This is a genomic window from Nostoc sp., assembly GCF_036917815.1.
Classification (GTDB): domain Bacteria; phylum Cyanobacteriota; class Cyanobacteriia; order Cyanobacteriales; family Nostocaceae; genus Nostoc.
Genome location: NZ_JBALEK010000089.1, coordinates 108,177 through 122,990, shown reverse-complemented (window position 1 = coordinate 122,990; position 14,814 = coordinate 108,177). Strand labels below are relative to the sequence as shown.

Sequence of the window (14,814 nt, the reverse complement as noted above, 5' to 3'; positions counted from 1 at the left end):
ACCAATGTTATCTCACTCGGTGAGATAACATTACTGCCAATGACTGGTTCCCAACCTGGAGGCTAGGAACGAGACTAAATCAGGTAGGGGCAATTCATGAATTGCCCCTACTACAAACTCTCAAAAGTAGCTTGACAAAGCACTACTTTGTTTGTGCAACTGGCTTCACACGTAAACCCTCTATCTCATCAACCGTAGGAGTAGCAATGAGCGATTCTTTTCCTGTGAGACCTGATGTAATTTCTACTTCAGTACCATAATCTCGCCCAACGGCAACTTTTTGATAATGCACGGTTTGATCTTTAGTTACAATTGCTACTTGCGTACCTGCGCCGTTAGCGACTAAGGCACTATCTGGTATAACAAAGGGAGGATCGTTGCGATTAATGGCAAATTTGACACTAGCATACATCCCAGGTCGCAGCGTCGCGTCCGAATTGCGTACTTCTAATTGTGTTAGCAAAGTGCGAGTATTTGGATCTATAGCGTTGCTAGTACGCACTACTTTACCCGTAAACACTCGTTGTGGTAACTCTCTGACTGTAATTTGCGCTGTTTGTGCAGTCTGGAGTGACTGTGATAAACTCTGCGGAACATTCACATTCACGTTTAGCTTGTCATAAGCAGCAATAGTATAAAGGCTGGTATTGCTATTATTGGTGTTGCTGGTACTGATGCTACTACTAGTACTGGTGCTAGTATTACCTGCTGAAATTAAAACACCTGTATTGACGTTACGTTCGGTAATTACTCCGTTAAAGGGAGCAGTAACTTTCTTATAAGACTGTAATACGGTATTACGCTGGAAATTTGCTTGACTGGCGTAGACGTTAGCTTGTGCTGCTTTGAGGCTAGCATAGTCAGAACTAACAGTGTTTTGTGCTGCCTCAACGTTGGCAATATTAGCCTGATATGTGGCATATTTTGTATCTGTATCTTGTTGAGCTACTGCACCTTTGGTAACAAGGAACTGCCAGCGCTCCCAGCTTTGACGTGCTATCAATAGATTAGCCCGGGCTTGCTTCAAATCAGAAATACCTTTAGCTAAATTAGCGCGACTTTGAGACACATTGGCTTGTGCTTGCACTAACTCTGCATTTGCTTGCAGAACTTGCTGATCGGTGTCTGGTGAATCAATCTCTGCCAACAACTGACCGGCTCGGACGCGATCGCCAATATCTGCGTACCATCGCCGTAAATACCCAGTACTACGAGCGTAGATGGTCGTTTGATTAAGGGCTACAACACTGCCAGGTAGTTCCAATTTGGTACTAGCAGTAGCGCGAGTGGGAGTAAACACGTTAACAGAGGGGATGGTGCTTGCTTCCTTGACTGCTGCTTGTAATTCTGACCTCTGGCTTAACCGGGGCAGAATACCTATAGCCAGTAGGCTAGCAAAAAAAACAACACCAACTACAGCCCAACCAATTCCACCGATACCGCGCTTTTGTTTTCTAGAAGTCGTTTGTTGTTCCGAATCAGGAGATGGACGATGTTGAGAATCCATAAATAAACCGTTCCATATTATCTAGTTTGCAAAAATTTAGCAGCTAGAGTCATTACCATCATTGGCTTTGACAATTTTGTTCTTTGTAGTCTGTCCGAATTGCATACTTTAACGTGAGTTCGACAAGTCTTATTTGACCTCTCCCCCAGCCCCTCTCCGCTTCGGAGAGGGGAGCAAAAAGCTGAATTTTTCCTTGCTCCTCCCTTTCCGTTTCCCAGAGGGAGGCTGGGAGGGAGAGGTTCATCGAACTCAGGTTACTTTAGACATCAACCGAATTTAAATATGCGTTATCCAGAACCCTTGGTAGGCACAATTCATGAATTGTGCCTACGTCATTTTCACTTCTATGTCTATGACTTGCCTTGAGATGATGATAACGAGTATGCTGTCTTTGGATCTGAGAAATTTAAATTGTCTTCATCCTCATCAATAGGATGGGGTGGTTGACGGCGCATAATGCTGTATACGACAGGTACAAAGATCAGAGTAGCGACTGTTGCAGCTGACAAGCCACCAATTACAGCGCGACCCAAGGGTGCATTCTGCTCACCACCTTCACCAAGACCAAGAGACATTGGCACCATGCCGATCAGCATGGCTAAGGCAGTCATCAATACAGGACGCAACCTTGTATAGCCCGCCGCTAACGCTGCTTTATAGGCATTTTCCCCTTCTACACGTTGCTCATTAGCAAAAGTGATCATTAAAATACTGTTTGATGTCGCCACACCTATACTCATAATTGCACCCATTAATGAAGGGACACTAAGAGTAGTGCGGGTAACAAACAGCATCCAGATGATCCCTGCTAAGGCACTTGGCAGTGCCATCATAATAATCAGGGGATCGAGCCAAGATTGGAAGTTCACCACCATTAAGCAGTAAACCAACACAATTGCAAACACAAGTCCTAAACCAAGTCCCAGAAAGGAAGAGTTCATCGTTTGCACTTGCCCTCGGACAGTTATCTGACTACCGCGAGGCAATTTTTTCTGATAATCAGCGATAATTCGATTTACATCGCTGGCAACTCCCCCAAGGTCACGACCAGAGGAGTTAGCGTAGATATCGAAAACTGGCTGAATATTATAGTGATTGACAACTTGCATCACTGTGTCGCGTTTGACACTAGCCAAGTTACCTAAAAGTTGCGGTGCAGTTTGACCGTTGCTAACTGGCGTATTTTTCAGGCTGTCAATAGAGTCAAGTTTATACTGGGGAACTTGTACAGCAAGGGTGTAACTCACACCTTTTTTGGGATCGAGCCATTGGTTGATTGCAGCTTGACCGCTTGAACTTAAGGAAGTGAGGACGCTATTGGCAACATCACGCTGAGTCATACCCAGTTGTTGAGCCTCGGTGCGATCGACATCAAGCCGTAATTTAGGAGCATCGACAACTTGCTGGAGATGTACATCTACAGCCCCAGGAATGCGCGTCATCCTGGCGGCGATTTGTTGGGCAATTTCAAAGTTGCCCTTTGAGTTTTTTAGAGGGCCAGATATTTGCACGTCAACAGCAGCAGGCAAACCAAAATTGAGAATTTGAGTTACAATATCAGCCGGCTCAAAAAAGAAGGTGTAGCTGGGAAATGTCGCTTTCAATTTCTGGCGGAGTTCCTTGACGTAAGAAAAAGTTGCACCAGATTCTTTTAGGGACACAAGAATATCAGCATCAGCCGGCCCAATTGTCGCACCGTTGTAGCCATAAGTAAGGTTAATGCCACTGTTGGGTAAGCCGATGTTATCTAGAATCAGAGCGAGATTGTCCTTTGGTACAGTTTGACGGATAACGTCTTCGACTTGGCCAACAATTCTTTCTGTCTCTTCCAAACGAGTACCAGGTAAGGCTCGAACGTGTAGGCTAAATTGACCACCATCAACTTCAGGGAAAAAGTCTTGACCGACGAACGGTAACAAAACTCCTGCACTGACGATAAATGCACCAAACAGCACAAAGACTATACTGCGGTGATTTAATGCTGAGTTCAGGACACTATAGTACCAACTGCGAAATTTCTCAAATTGTCGATTGAACTTTTCGTGTAGCTGCCATATCCAATCTTTCTTCACAGGTTTGGCAGTTTTCGTTGTTGTCTCTTGTGTTTGGCGATCGCTACCATTGTTGTTTTGAGCTGGTGAATCTATATAATGGCGATCGCTACCATTGTTGTTTTGAACTGGTGAATCTATATAATGGCTGTCGTTACCATTATTGTTTTGAACTGGCGAATCTAGGTGATGGTTATTGTTGCCATTATGATCCTCGTTTTCTCTATGCCAATCCGCTTCGTATGGTAAAAGATAACTTGCCATTGTCGGTACTACAGTCCGCGATAGCACATAAGAAGCAAGCATCCCAAATACTACCGCCATCGCTAGCGGCACAAATAGATACTTTGCGACTCCACTTAGAAACACGACCGGCACAAAGACAATACAAATACATAATGTTGCGACAAGTGCTGGAGTGGCGATTTGCTGCGCCCCATCTAAGATTGCTCGCTTGATTGCTTTACCTTGTCCGAGATTTCGGTGGATATTTTCAATTTCTACTGTGGCATCATCTACAAGAATGCCAACTGCTAAGGACAAACCACCTAAGGTCATGATGTTGAAAGTTTCTCCCAAACGACTCATGACAATGATCGAAACCAGCATTGAGAGAGGAATCGATACGGCTACAATTACAGTGCTGCGCCAACTTCCCAGGAAAATCAAAATCATCAGCGCGGTAAGACACGCTGCAATCAATCCTTCTTTGAGAACGCCTTGAATAGAAGCTTTCACAAATACAGATTGATCGAACAAAAATGCTAAATTCAGTTCTGGGGGCAAGGTGGATTGGATGCGAGGCAAAGCTTTCTTTACTCGCTCAATTACATCAATGGTCGAGGCATTACCACTCTTAAGAATACTAAGTAAGCTCGATCGCCTGCCATTCTGACGTACAATGTTCGTCTGTACACCAAAGCCATCTCTTACCTGGGCGACATCATGAATGTAGGTAACAGTACCATTAACTTGCTTAATCGGTAAGTCGTTGAGGGCTGACACCACATCTGGACTATTATTGATTTGGACGGCGAAGTCGCGATCGCCGATCTTCATATCCCCTGCGGGCAATACCAAATTTTGGGCACTGACAGCATTAGTCACATCTTGGGCAGAAACCCCATTAGCCAACATCGCTTGGGGATCGATATCAACCATGATTTGCCGAGGTTTACCACCATAAGGCAGAGGTATACTCGCTCCTTGCACTGTTGCTAATTGGGTACGGACGAAGTTGGTAGCATAGTCGTTGAGCGCTTGTTCTGGCAAGGTTTTGCTACTAACACTCATCTGGATAATTGGCACAGAAGAAGCGTTGTATTGAATGATGAATGGCGGTGTGATCCCCGGTGGTAAAGGGCGGAGAATTGTTTGGCTGACAGAGGTAATTTGAGCGACGGCTGAGGCGATATTAGCGTTGGGTTGGAAAAAAACCTTAACGACACTAACACCACTCAAAGATTGAGACTCGATGTGTTCGATGTCACCAACGGTTGTTGTCATGGCGCGTTCGCTAATGGTGACGATTCGCTGTGCCATTTCCTCAGATGTGGTACCTGTGTAAGTCCAAACTATGCTGACAACCGGAATGTTAATTGCGGGAAAAATGTCAACTGGTGTACTAAATATCGTGACTACACCCAGGATCACAATCATCAAAGCTGCGATCGCGAATGTATACGGAAGACGTAAAGCAATTTTGACGATCCACATAGTTAGTTAGGATACTTCAAAAGTTTTGGATGTTAAAGCTGTTCTACTGAAGTTGGCGTTTGAGCTAATTGGAGTTGTTCTGTTTGAAGTTGCTCAATTAGCCACTCAATCTCCGATTGGATAACTTCAATTGCACGTTTTTGCAATTTCGCTCGATATAAATCATCAGTAATTTCAAGTGCTTTTTTCTCTACCAGGCGTAACCGACATAACATCAATCGATGTTCAATTAACTGCACTCGTTCTTCGGGTAACAAATAACTAAAGAAAAAAAATTTGATTAAGAACCGCGCTCGCGCATTTACCCAACTTTCATGAGGATATGCCAACATCTCTTGATACCAAGTGGTTTTGCCGAGAGGTGTAATCTGATATACTTTTCCACAATGTCCAGCTTCTTGTACCTCTTCCCCACAGAGCATCACTTGATCTTGTTCTTCCATACGCTTCAAAAGCGGATAAATCCCGCCATAGTTGACACAAATACTGCAACTCATAAACATCTCTAGTTGCTGCTTGAGCCGATAACCATTTAATGGCTCTCGCTGTAAGAGACCTAATACTGCCAGCTTCAGCATTTTGCTATATCAATCTGATATGTTAATCAACCATATCAAATAGAGTCTTTTTAGCCAAGTACTTAAGGTTGAGTTGTCAGAGTTTTTTGTGATGTTGCAGGGAGTGGGGAGACCTAACAAGAACAGCCCCAACCCTTGTAGCGTTGGGGAGTAAGATTCAAAGCCTCTCCCCGAAGCGGAGAGAGGTTTGGAGAGGGGTCAAAGTGTATTGCTTCCATTGGAGAACCGCTATAGTCATCAATACCGGACAAAGATGAGCATTGATTATGGGGACTTCGAGCGGGTTTGTAGTATTTTATGCTATTTCAATAATTTTCTTGAGAGTTTCCCTTGACCTAAGTAACTAAGTTACTTTATAGTGAGTATGACAGCTAAAATCACGGTGACTTAGTAAGGTTACGGGTGAATAAAAGAAACTTAGTGAGTAAGAGATCAAGGCAAAGGCTGGAAGTGTAAATTCTGAAAAAGGCAAGTAGACAAATTGCCTGTAGGAATTTCGAGGGTTCAATGCACGTAGTGTGTATTCTCTGCGATTACGGGCATTGAGCGCCTAATTTGTGATATCCAGATGGCCCTGGGAATTCATCAAAGAGCTTAATTTTTCACGATCTGCAAATATCAAGACCACCCTCGTTGACATTCCCACTCCATTCAGGAGTAGGACTGTTGTGTACCTTGACTTGGTTAGGACTTACGCAAAATATCTCTCAAACTCTTATTTCTCCGTGTCCTCTGCGCCTCTGTGGTTCGTTATTCCGTAACTCTTGCGTAAGTCCTATTGGTGTGAGTAAAGCTGTGGGCATTAGCTGTTTCCTTAGTGTGGTCGGGGGAGCGCGATCTGCTGCCTAGATTCAACTTTCAAAACAGGAAAAAAACTATGAAACCCAGTCTTAAAGACAACGATAGTTTGCTGTTCAAGTGGTTTTGTCAAGGACTCAAATATTTTCTGCTGGCGCTGCTGGGTCTTGCAGTAGCCTTTGTTGTGTTTCACACTTTTGGGGCTAACGCGATCGTTGGGATGCTTTTATCCGAAACTCTACGGTTATGGGTTGAGAGGATCGCAATTTTCTTAGTCTGTCTATTTGCGATCGCTATGATTCTTGAGTCTTGCGGTTAATCGTAGGAGAACCAGCTTTTACAGATTGCTTCGTTCCCAGTCTCTGACTGGGAATGCCTACACTTGCGGCAGAGCCGCTATGAGGTGCATTTCCAGCCAGAGGCTGGAAACGAGGTTTTAAAAGAGTTTGAGCTTAAATTGACACCAATAAGCATTGCTGTCCCTACCGTGTATTGCTTCCATTGGAGAACCGCAATACTAAAATAGAAGAATGCTGTCAACTCCGACTCAACTACTGCGACTGTCTCAAGGACAACTCAACTTACTAGAAGCTTGTCCGCGTAAATTTCAACATACCTATCTAGAAAAACTCAATTCGCCCTCAAATCCAGAACAAGAAGAACGGCTAACTTTGGGTAGTCGCTTTCACTTGCTAATGCAGCAGCGAGAAATGGGTTTACCAATTGATAGTTTCCTACAAGCAGATGCTCAACTGCAAAGCTGGATGCTCGGTTTTGCTGATGCAGCCCCAGAAATCTTAACGGCTGCATCTGATAATCAAACTTTCCGTGAAAGTGAACACTACCGTACCTTGCAAATTCAGGACTATTTACTGACGGTTATCTATGATTTATTGATTGCAGATAACCAACAAGCACAAATTCTCGACTGGAAAACTTATCCTAAACCACCCAATAAACGCAAGTTAGAATCCAACTGGCAAACACGGCTTTATATGTATGTATTGGCAGAAACTAGCGACTATTTGCCAGAAAAGATTTCCATGACTTACTGGTTTGTCCAATCTGAGGGCAAACCGCAAAATATTAAATTTAATTACAACACTGCTCAACACACACAAACAGCAAAGAAACTTAATCAACTATTAAGCCAGTTAACTAATTCGTTGGAATCTTACCAAAATAATCAGCAGTTTCCTCAAGTGGTGGAGGGTAGCAAAATTTGTGATTATTGTCAGTTTGCCAAAAGGTGCCATCGCATCCCAGAAACTGAAAAAACAGTGAAAGACTCATTGCCAAATTTTGACAGCATTCAAGAAGTCTCACTTTAATCTTATCCGCAGGATTGTGTTGCTAAAACAAATTTATTATACCTATAGACTCTTGTGTAAAGTTAAAAAGTAATATAGAGTCCTTTGAATCTAAAATAACTGAGGATCAACCCCCAATCTAACAAAAGTTCAGAGTTTAGAACTTTTAAGGTAATTCTCATCGGAAATTAATTTAATTACTAGTAAATGCATTTAGATTATTAATTAGACAAGTATTTGCGGAGTTGAGAAGACAATGAAATAAAAATATTTAGCAATCTTTTGGGAATGGCTGTAATTTTCACTGTCGGTATGCAACAGAGGTAAGTTCAAATCAGCTAGAACTAAAGATGTAGCGGTTGATAGTAACTTTGTATTTAGCAGTTTTATTTTTTATCAAGTCTTATTAAACACCTGAAGCGTAACCATAACAGTGAAGCAAGTTATCAAAGTTGGGATAAATATAGATCCATTTTCCTTACAGTCACGCCTCACAGTTGGTATTGGCGCATTTTCAGCTTTGGTATTAGGTAGCCTCGCTACATGGACTAGTTGGAAAATGCAGCAAATTTTAGTTGATAGTCATAAATATAATATAGAGCAAATTGCCAAGCGGTTGCCGCAAGATGTGCAAATTTATAGTGAAATGATGCAACCTGAAACTGGATTGCAAAAGGCTATTAATAATTTGTCAAATACCAACACATTATTGTGGCTAAAAAGTCCTGATAATAAGGTTCTAGTCAAATCTACGACTTTAGATTTATTATCTGATACTACGGTAGATGAGTTAATGTCCCTGACTAAAATGCCGATTAAACCACAAGTTTACAAAGTAAATGAAAGATACTTTGTTTTATGTGGTAGTTCTGTGCGAGTGCAGGGGAAGTTAATGGGTGAGTTATTCGTAGTTAAGGATATTACCCGCGAACAGAGAATGTTTGTGGTAATGGTACAGAGTTTAGCTATTACTAGTATTTTGGCAATTATTGTTTTAACTGCTGCGATCGCATTCTATATCAAACGTTCTCTGCAACCTCTGCGCCAGCTAAATCAAATGGCTTCTGTGATTTCGGCTGAAGATTTAGGACAAGCACAGCTATATCTAGATAATGCACCCAGTGAAGTTAAAGAACTAGCTCAAACCTTAACTATGCTGTTATCGCGTCTTTCCCAATCATGGGAGCAAGAGCGAGAATTTGTGAGTAATGTTTCTCACGAATTACGCACACCTTTGACAATTGTACATGGTTACTTGCAAAGCGTATTACGAAGGCAGAATAACTTAACTCCAACTCAACAAGAAGCTTTAGAAACTGCGGCCTCGGAAGCGGAACGTACTATCCGGTTGCTACAAGATTTACTTGATTTAGCACGAGCAGATAGCGGTTACTTATACTTTCAAATGAAATCTTATGTGCTGAATGACTTGGTTGAAGAAGTTGTCATGATGGCAGAAAAATATAGCGATCGCACAATTACAATCGAGTCAAAAATTTACCCAATTGAGGTAAAAGCAGACTACAGTCGCCTGAAACAAGTGTTATTAAATTTAATTGATAATGCGGTTAAGTATTCCGAAGCTGATACACCCATAATTTTTAACTTAAATCAGCTTCAAGACAAGGCAATTATTCAAGTTTGCGATCAAGGTTATGGCATTCCTTTGCAACAGCAAGCACGGATATTTGAAAGATTTTATCGCGTTGATGAATCCCGCTCTCAGACTACTGGGGGTTGTGGTTTGGGTTTATCCATTGTCAAGACACTTGTAGAAGGTATGGGAGGTAGTGTCAGTGTACAATCCAAGTTGGGGGAAGGGAGTACGTTTATAATCAGTTTACCCACATATATCGCAATCCTGAATCATTCGTAAGAAAGAAGATCCCCGACTTCTAAAAGAAGTCGGGGATCTGCGGGTTGCAATTCTCACATTACCCGCAAGATCCCGAAAATATGACAGCACACATTCTTTTGGTGGAAGATGAAGTCAAACTGGCGCGATTTGTCGAATTAGAACTTAGTAGCGAAGGATACCGAGTAAGTGTAGCCCATGATGGCATCGCTGGTTTGACTTTAGCGCGAGATTCATCACCAGATTTAGCGATTCTGGATTGGATGCTACCAGGCTTAACAGGCTTGGAAATTTGTCGCCGTTTGCGAGCAACAGGTAGTACAGTACCTGTGATTTTGTTGACAGCAAAAGATGAAGTGAGCGATCGCGTGGCAGGATTAGATGCAGGAGCCGATGATTATGTAGTTAAACCCTTCAGCATCGAAGAACTACTAGCTAGAATTCGCGCTCATCTCCGCCGCACCCAAGAAACAGACGAGGATTTGTTGCAATTTGAAGATTTAAGCTTAAATCGCCGTACTCGTGAAGTCTTTCGGGCGAAACGAAGCATTGAGTTAACAGCAAAAGAGTTTGACTTATTAGAATATCTCCTTTCACATCCCCGTCAAGTTTTTACTAGAGACCAAATTTTAGAGAAAGTTTGGGGTTACGACTTCATGGGTGATTCTAATATTATTGAAGTTTATATTCGTTATTTGCGAATCAAGTTAGAAGAAAATAATGAAAAACGTTTGATTCATACCGTCCGTGGTGTAGGCTATGCACTCCGGGAGTAATCTTACTTAAAACTCTGAGAAGGGAACAGTAGAGTGAACAATAACTGTTGGCAGTTGGTCAAAATCACAGTAACTATCCACCGGAATATCCTACCAAATCTCAGAAAACTTAAGCGGCTCCACCCTTTATAGCGGTTCTCGCTTGGGTGCAGTACAGTTTTGACCTCACTTCCATTCCTCTCTCCTAAAAGGAGAGAGGCTTTGAATCTTACTCCCCAACGCTAGAAGGGAAGGGGCTGTTCTTGTTAGGTCTGTATTCCATGCAATTGGGAACCGCTATAATATAGGGATGGAGTCGCTTACTACAAAGCTTTAATTATTCACGCACAATAAACCCATATTTTCTGAGTACAGTTTTGGCTTGACTGCCAGATAGAAACTGCACAAATTCCTTAGCAGCAGAAGTATTTTTACTGCTTTTAATTATTGCTACTGGATAGACAATTGGCGAGTGAAACTTATCATCAGCCGCGACTACGACTTTTACCTTGTTGGAAATTTTGGCATCAGTGGCATAAACTAAACCTGCTTCGGCATTACCACTTTCTACTGCTGCCAAAACTTGACGGACATTGTTAGCAAAGACCAATTTTGACTTCACCCGATCATAAAGTTTCAATTTCTTTAAGACTTGCTCACCATATTGACCGGCGGGTACACTTCTGGGTTCACCGATCGCAATTTTTTTTATCTTACTATCTGTTAAATCGTAGAAGCTAGTGATGCCAACAACATCCTGAGCCACAATCAAGACTAGACGGTTATTTGCCAAGTTAGTACGGCTACCAGGTAGCAAGAGTCCTTTTTCTTCCAAGGCATCCATTTGCTTTTTGCCAGCAGAAATAAAGATGTCTGCTGGCGCACCTTGCTCAATCTGTTGCTGCAATGCACCAGAAGCCCCAAAGTTATAACTAATATTGATATCTGATTTACTTTGTTGGTACAAAGGCTTAATTTCTTCCAGCGCTTCTTTTAAGCTGGCGGCTGCGGACACGAGGATGTTGGTGTTTGACTGTGCTATTACAGGAGAAGGACTAACCAATGGTAAACCAATTGCTAGCAGCAAGCCAGCAACCGCTACACCCAGGAAGCCAAAAATTTGTCTTCTTTTCATAGAAAAGGCGTTTGAGAGGTTTCTTTCATAAAATTGATGCTAGATAAAATAGTACCAATAATACCAAGATTTTCCCAACTTTATCGGTAAAGCTATGCCTAGAAAAGAACAAGGGTGGGTTACATTCCAAACCTCAGAAGAGGAGCGAAAGATTTTGGAAGAATTTTGCGGCCAGTCTCACCGAACCAAGACTGAGATTCTTCGGGAACTGGTGCGTGGTCTTAATCAATACTCTTTATCATCAAACTTGCTACCAACTATAAACACAGAAAAGGAAGATATCTACACTCAACAGCCTGAGATAGAAATTAGTGTTCAAAAGAAACCACTCAAGGTTAGCTCTCGTAATATTCTCAAGGGTGTTGTCAAGCGAGTTGTTACCGGAGCCGTTAATAGTGAGGTAACGCTAGAGATTGTTCACAAAGTTGAGTTAACTTCAATTATCACCAGAGTATCTGTAGAAGAGTTGGATTTGTCTGAGGGGAAAGAGGCTTATGCCGTGATTAAGTCCAACGATATAGTTATTGCCAGAGAATAGACTGTGGCGAAGTCTCTGAACAATTACTCAAGAAAAAGGATCAAATTTTTCTCACGAAATGATTCCAGATTGCCGTACAAATTTCTTAATGGTACGCAAAGAAATTTATCTGGGTAAACCGGGCTACAGACATATTTCGTAGCCCTTGCTTACCACTCTGTAGCTTAGGAAAGCACTGGTTGTGCTTCCAACTTCTCGGTTTTGTTCTTCAAGATGGTTGGTAATTCGCTATTGAACGCCTCACCTTCAACTACTTGCGATCGGAAACCATCGGGGCCGACTGGAACATCCCCGGTGATGGTAGTGCGATAAAGCACACGCTCGACTTCCAGATGATCCAAGTCTTGAGGGGCTAAATGTGAGGTGGCGCGGTTGTCCCAGAATGCAATGTCACCGTTGTTCCAACGGAAGCGGGTGGTGTAGGCGGGCTTGGTGATCTGGTAGAAGAACAATTCAAGCAGCAGATCGCTCTCTTGTCGTGATACGTCAAGAATATGCGAGGTAAAACCAGGGTTCACGTACAAGGCGCGTTCACCAGTTTCAGGATGAACCCTTACTACTGGGTGGATTGAGACTAGTGGATTGGCTGCGATGCGCTGGGCAATCCTGCTCTCGTTGGGCAGATTCAAACGCGCATTGAAGCGATGTTCGGCTTTCAATGTATCTGCTAGCGCCCGCAGGGGTGCTGACAGACCCTCGTAGGCTGCGACTAGATTTGTCCACTGTGTGTCACCACCGAAACTGGGAACATTAACCGCACGCAAAATTGATGCCGCAGGTGGGTTGACAACTGCTGTCACATCGGTATGCCAGCGACTCTCATAGCTGGAACGGCGTAGACCATTGCGCCGTTCGTAGCGGCTACGGTCAATGGGCAGAATTTGCGAGAAGCCTTCAATTGGCTCATCTTCGTGGGGATGTGCATAAGTCACTTCGCCGAAACGAGCCGTGAACGCAATCTGTGCCGCATGATCGATGTTTTGACCACGAAAGAACACGACTTTCCACTTCAATAGTGCTTGACGAATTTCTTTGACTGCATCATCGTGCAAAGGACGCGACAGGTCTATGCCGCTAATTTCAGCACCGATAAAACCAGCTACCTGTTTAACTTCAATGTGTTTGTTGCTCATAATGAATTCTCCATAGTTTGACCTACAGGGCGGTGTTCGCACTCGTTCGTTTACTTTAGATATGTTGCTTGCATTTAATGGCTACATACCAAAGGAAGCGATCGCTGTTAAAAACTATAATACTATAACTTGATTGATATGCCGTAGTATATAGTCAACATATTTTAGACTGCCAGAACAACGGGAAGTAGGGGCAATTCATGAATTGCCCCTACGACAGATGTGGTTTTTCAAATGATCCATCTAAAGACAGTTGGAGTCGGGGATTTAAACCCCAACTCAACTGATACTACGTGTAATGGTTGGGGTCTTAAACCCTTGAATTTACGATAAACCCAGATTCATAATCTAGTCAGTAATCATGGAAAATAGAAACAAGCACAATTGATTAAATAATGGCAACAAAAATTCCTGTCACAGTGATCACAGGCTTCTTAGGTAGTGGAAAAACCAGCCTAATTCGCCACCTGCTACAAAACAACCAAGGACGCCGCATTGCGGTTATAGTCAATGAATTTGGCGAACTCGGTATTGATGGCGAATTGTTAAAATCCTGTCAAATTTGCCCAGAAGATGGTGAGGGCGACACTAATATCTTTGAATTAACCAACGGCTGCTTATGCTGCACCGTACAGGAAGAATTTTACCCGACGATGCAAGAGTTAATCAAGCGGCGAGATAGCATCGACTGCATTTTGATTGAAACCTCTGGTTTAGCCTTACCAAAACCCCTAGTGAAGGCTTTTCGCTGGCAAGAAATTCGCAACGCCGCTACTGTGGATGCGGTGATTACCGTGGTAGATTGTGCGGCGGTAGCGGCGGGGACATTTGCTAGCGATCCAGAGGCGATCGCAGCCCAGCGCCAAGCAGATGATAATCTAGAACACGAAACACCCTTGCAAGAACTGTTTGAAGACCAACTTGCTTGTGCAGACTTAGTGGTGTTAAATAAAATTGACTTGGTAGATGGCGAGACAAAAGCTAGAGTTGAGGAATTGATTAAGCAAGAGTTGCCCAGAGTGGTGAAGATTGTCGAGAGCGATTGTTCTCAAATTGATGCATCTATATTATTAGGATTCCAAGCCGCAGTGGAAGACAATTTAGATTCTCGTCCCAGTCATCACGATACCGAAGAAGACCACAACCACGACGAAGAAATTACCTCAACTAATTTAATTTTGGATCGTACCTTTGACCCAGAAAAGCTGCAACAGCAGTTGGAAATATTGGTACAAGAACAAGAAATTTACCGAATTAAAGGCTTTGTGGCAGTGCCAAATAAATCTATGCGCTTAGTGATGCAAGGCGTGGGAAGCCGATTTGATAAATTTTACGATCGCCCTTGGAAACCCGAAGAGTCCCGGCAAACGCGCTTAGTTTTCATCGGTCGTGATTTGAAGTCTTCAGAAATCGAATCACAACTTGTAGCTTTATAAGT

At 42.8% G+C, this 14,814-nt stretch carries 11 protein-coding genes; 6 read left to right on the top strand and 5 right to left on the bottom strand.

The window, feature by feature from the left end; translation table 11 throughout:
- Positions 1-142: 142 nt before the first annotated feature.
- The 3 genes from V7K97_RS27200 to V7K97_RS27190 all read right to left on the bottom strand — a co-directional run bounded on the left by V7K97_RS27200 (position 143) and on the right by V7K97_RS27190 (position 5,852).
- The gene (locus tag V7K97_RS27200) at positions 143-1,507 is read right to left on the bottom strand and encodes an efflux RND transporter periplasmic adaptor subunit (RefSeq protein WP_334804091.1); all 1,365 of its coding nucleotides are present in this window, start codon (positions 1,505-1,507) and stop codon (positions 143-145) included.
- A gap of 350 nt (positions 1,508-1,857) precedes the next feature.
- A complete protein-coding gene (locus tag V7K97_RS27195) occupies positions 1,858-5,274 on the bottom strand; it encodes an efflux RND transporter permease subunit (protein WP_334804090.1) in 3,417 nt (1,138 codons plus the stop codon).
- Positions 5,275-5,306: 32 nt separating this feature from the next.
- Positions 5,307-5,852: a PadR family transcriptional regulator gene (locus V7K97_RS27190; protein ID WP_334804089.1), complete on the bottom strand. Its 546-nt coding sequence runs from the start codon at positions 5,850-5,852 to the stop codon at positions 5,307-5,309.
- An 877-nt stretch (positions 5,853-6,729) separates the two neighbouring features.
- Here V7K97_RS27190 and V7K97_RS27185 point away from each other — a divergent pair.
- From V7K97_RS27185 to V7K97_RS27170, 4 genes are all read left to right on the top strand, one after another.
- A complete protein-coding gene (locus V7K97_RS27185; RefSeq protein ID WP_334804088.1) occupies positions 6,730-6,969 on the top strand; it encodes a hypothetical protein in 240 nt (79 codons plus the stop codon).
- Positions 6,970-7,180: 211 nt separating this feature from the next.
- On the top strand, positions 7,181-7,981 hold the full coding sequence (locus V7K97_RS27180; RefSeq protein ID WP_334804087.1) for a PD-(D/E)XK nuclease family protein: 801 nt from the start codon (positions 7,181-7,183) through the stop codon (positions 7,979-7,981).
- Positions 7,982-8,393: 412 nt separating this feature from the next.
- Entirely contained in the window at positions 8,394-9,836 is a 1,443-nt protein-coding gene (locus V7K97_RS27175; RefSeq protein ID WP_334804086.1) for a sensor histidine kinase, read from the top strand.
- 80 nt (positions 9,837-9,916) lie between these two features.
- The gene (locus V7K97_RS27170) at positions 9,917-10,591 is read left to right on the top strand and encodes a response regulator transcription factor (RefSeq protein ID WP_334804085.1); all 675 of its coding nucleotides are present in this window, start codon (positions 9,917-9,919) and stop codon (positions 10,589-10,591) included.
- A gap of 316 nt (positions 10,592-10,907) precedes the next feature.
- On the opposite strand, the gene modA is transcribed toward V7K97_RS27170, so the two are convergent.
- The gene (gene modA, locus V7K97_RS27165) at positions 10,908-11,705 is read right to left on the bottom strand and encodes a molybdate ABC transporter substrate-binding protein (RefSeq protein WP_334804084.1); all 798 of its coding nucleotides are present in this window, start codon (positions 11,703-11,705) and stop codon (positions 10,908-10,910) included.
- Between the two features lie 94 nt (positions 11,706-11,799).
- On the opposite strand from modA, the gene V7K97_RS27160 reads away from it, so the two are divergent.
- Positions 11,800-12,243 carry a TOBE domain-containing protein gene (locus tag V7K97_RS27160; RefSeq protein ID WP_334804083.1) on the top strand — a complete coding sequence of 148 codons (444 nt, stop codon included), beginning with the start codon at positions 11,800-11,802 and terminating at the stop codon, positions 12,241-12,243.
- Between the two features lie 164 nt (positions 12,244-12,407).
- On the opposite strand, the gene V7K97_RS27155 is transcribed toward V7K97_RS27160, so the two are convergent.
- On the bottom strand, positions 12,408-13,376 hold the full coding sequence (locus tag V7K97_RS27155; protein WP_334804082.1) for a TauD/TfdA dioxygenase family protein: 969 nt from the start codon (positions 13,374-13,376) through the stop codon (positions 12,408-12,410).
- Between the two features lie 395 nt (positions 13,377-13,771).
- Between V7K97_RS27155 and cobW the strand changes: the two genes are divergently transcribed.
- Positions 13,772-14,812, top strand: coding sequence for a cobalamin biosynthesis protein CobW (gene cobW, locus V7K97_RS27150; protein WP_334804081.1), 1,041 nt, complete (start codon positions 13,772-13,774; stop codon positions 14,810-14,812).
- The last annotated feature ends 2 nt before the right edge of the window (positions 14,813-14,814 follow it).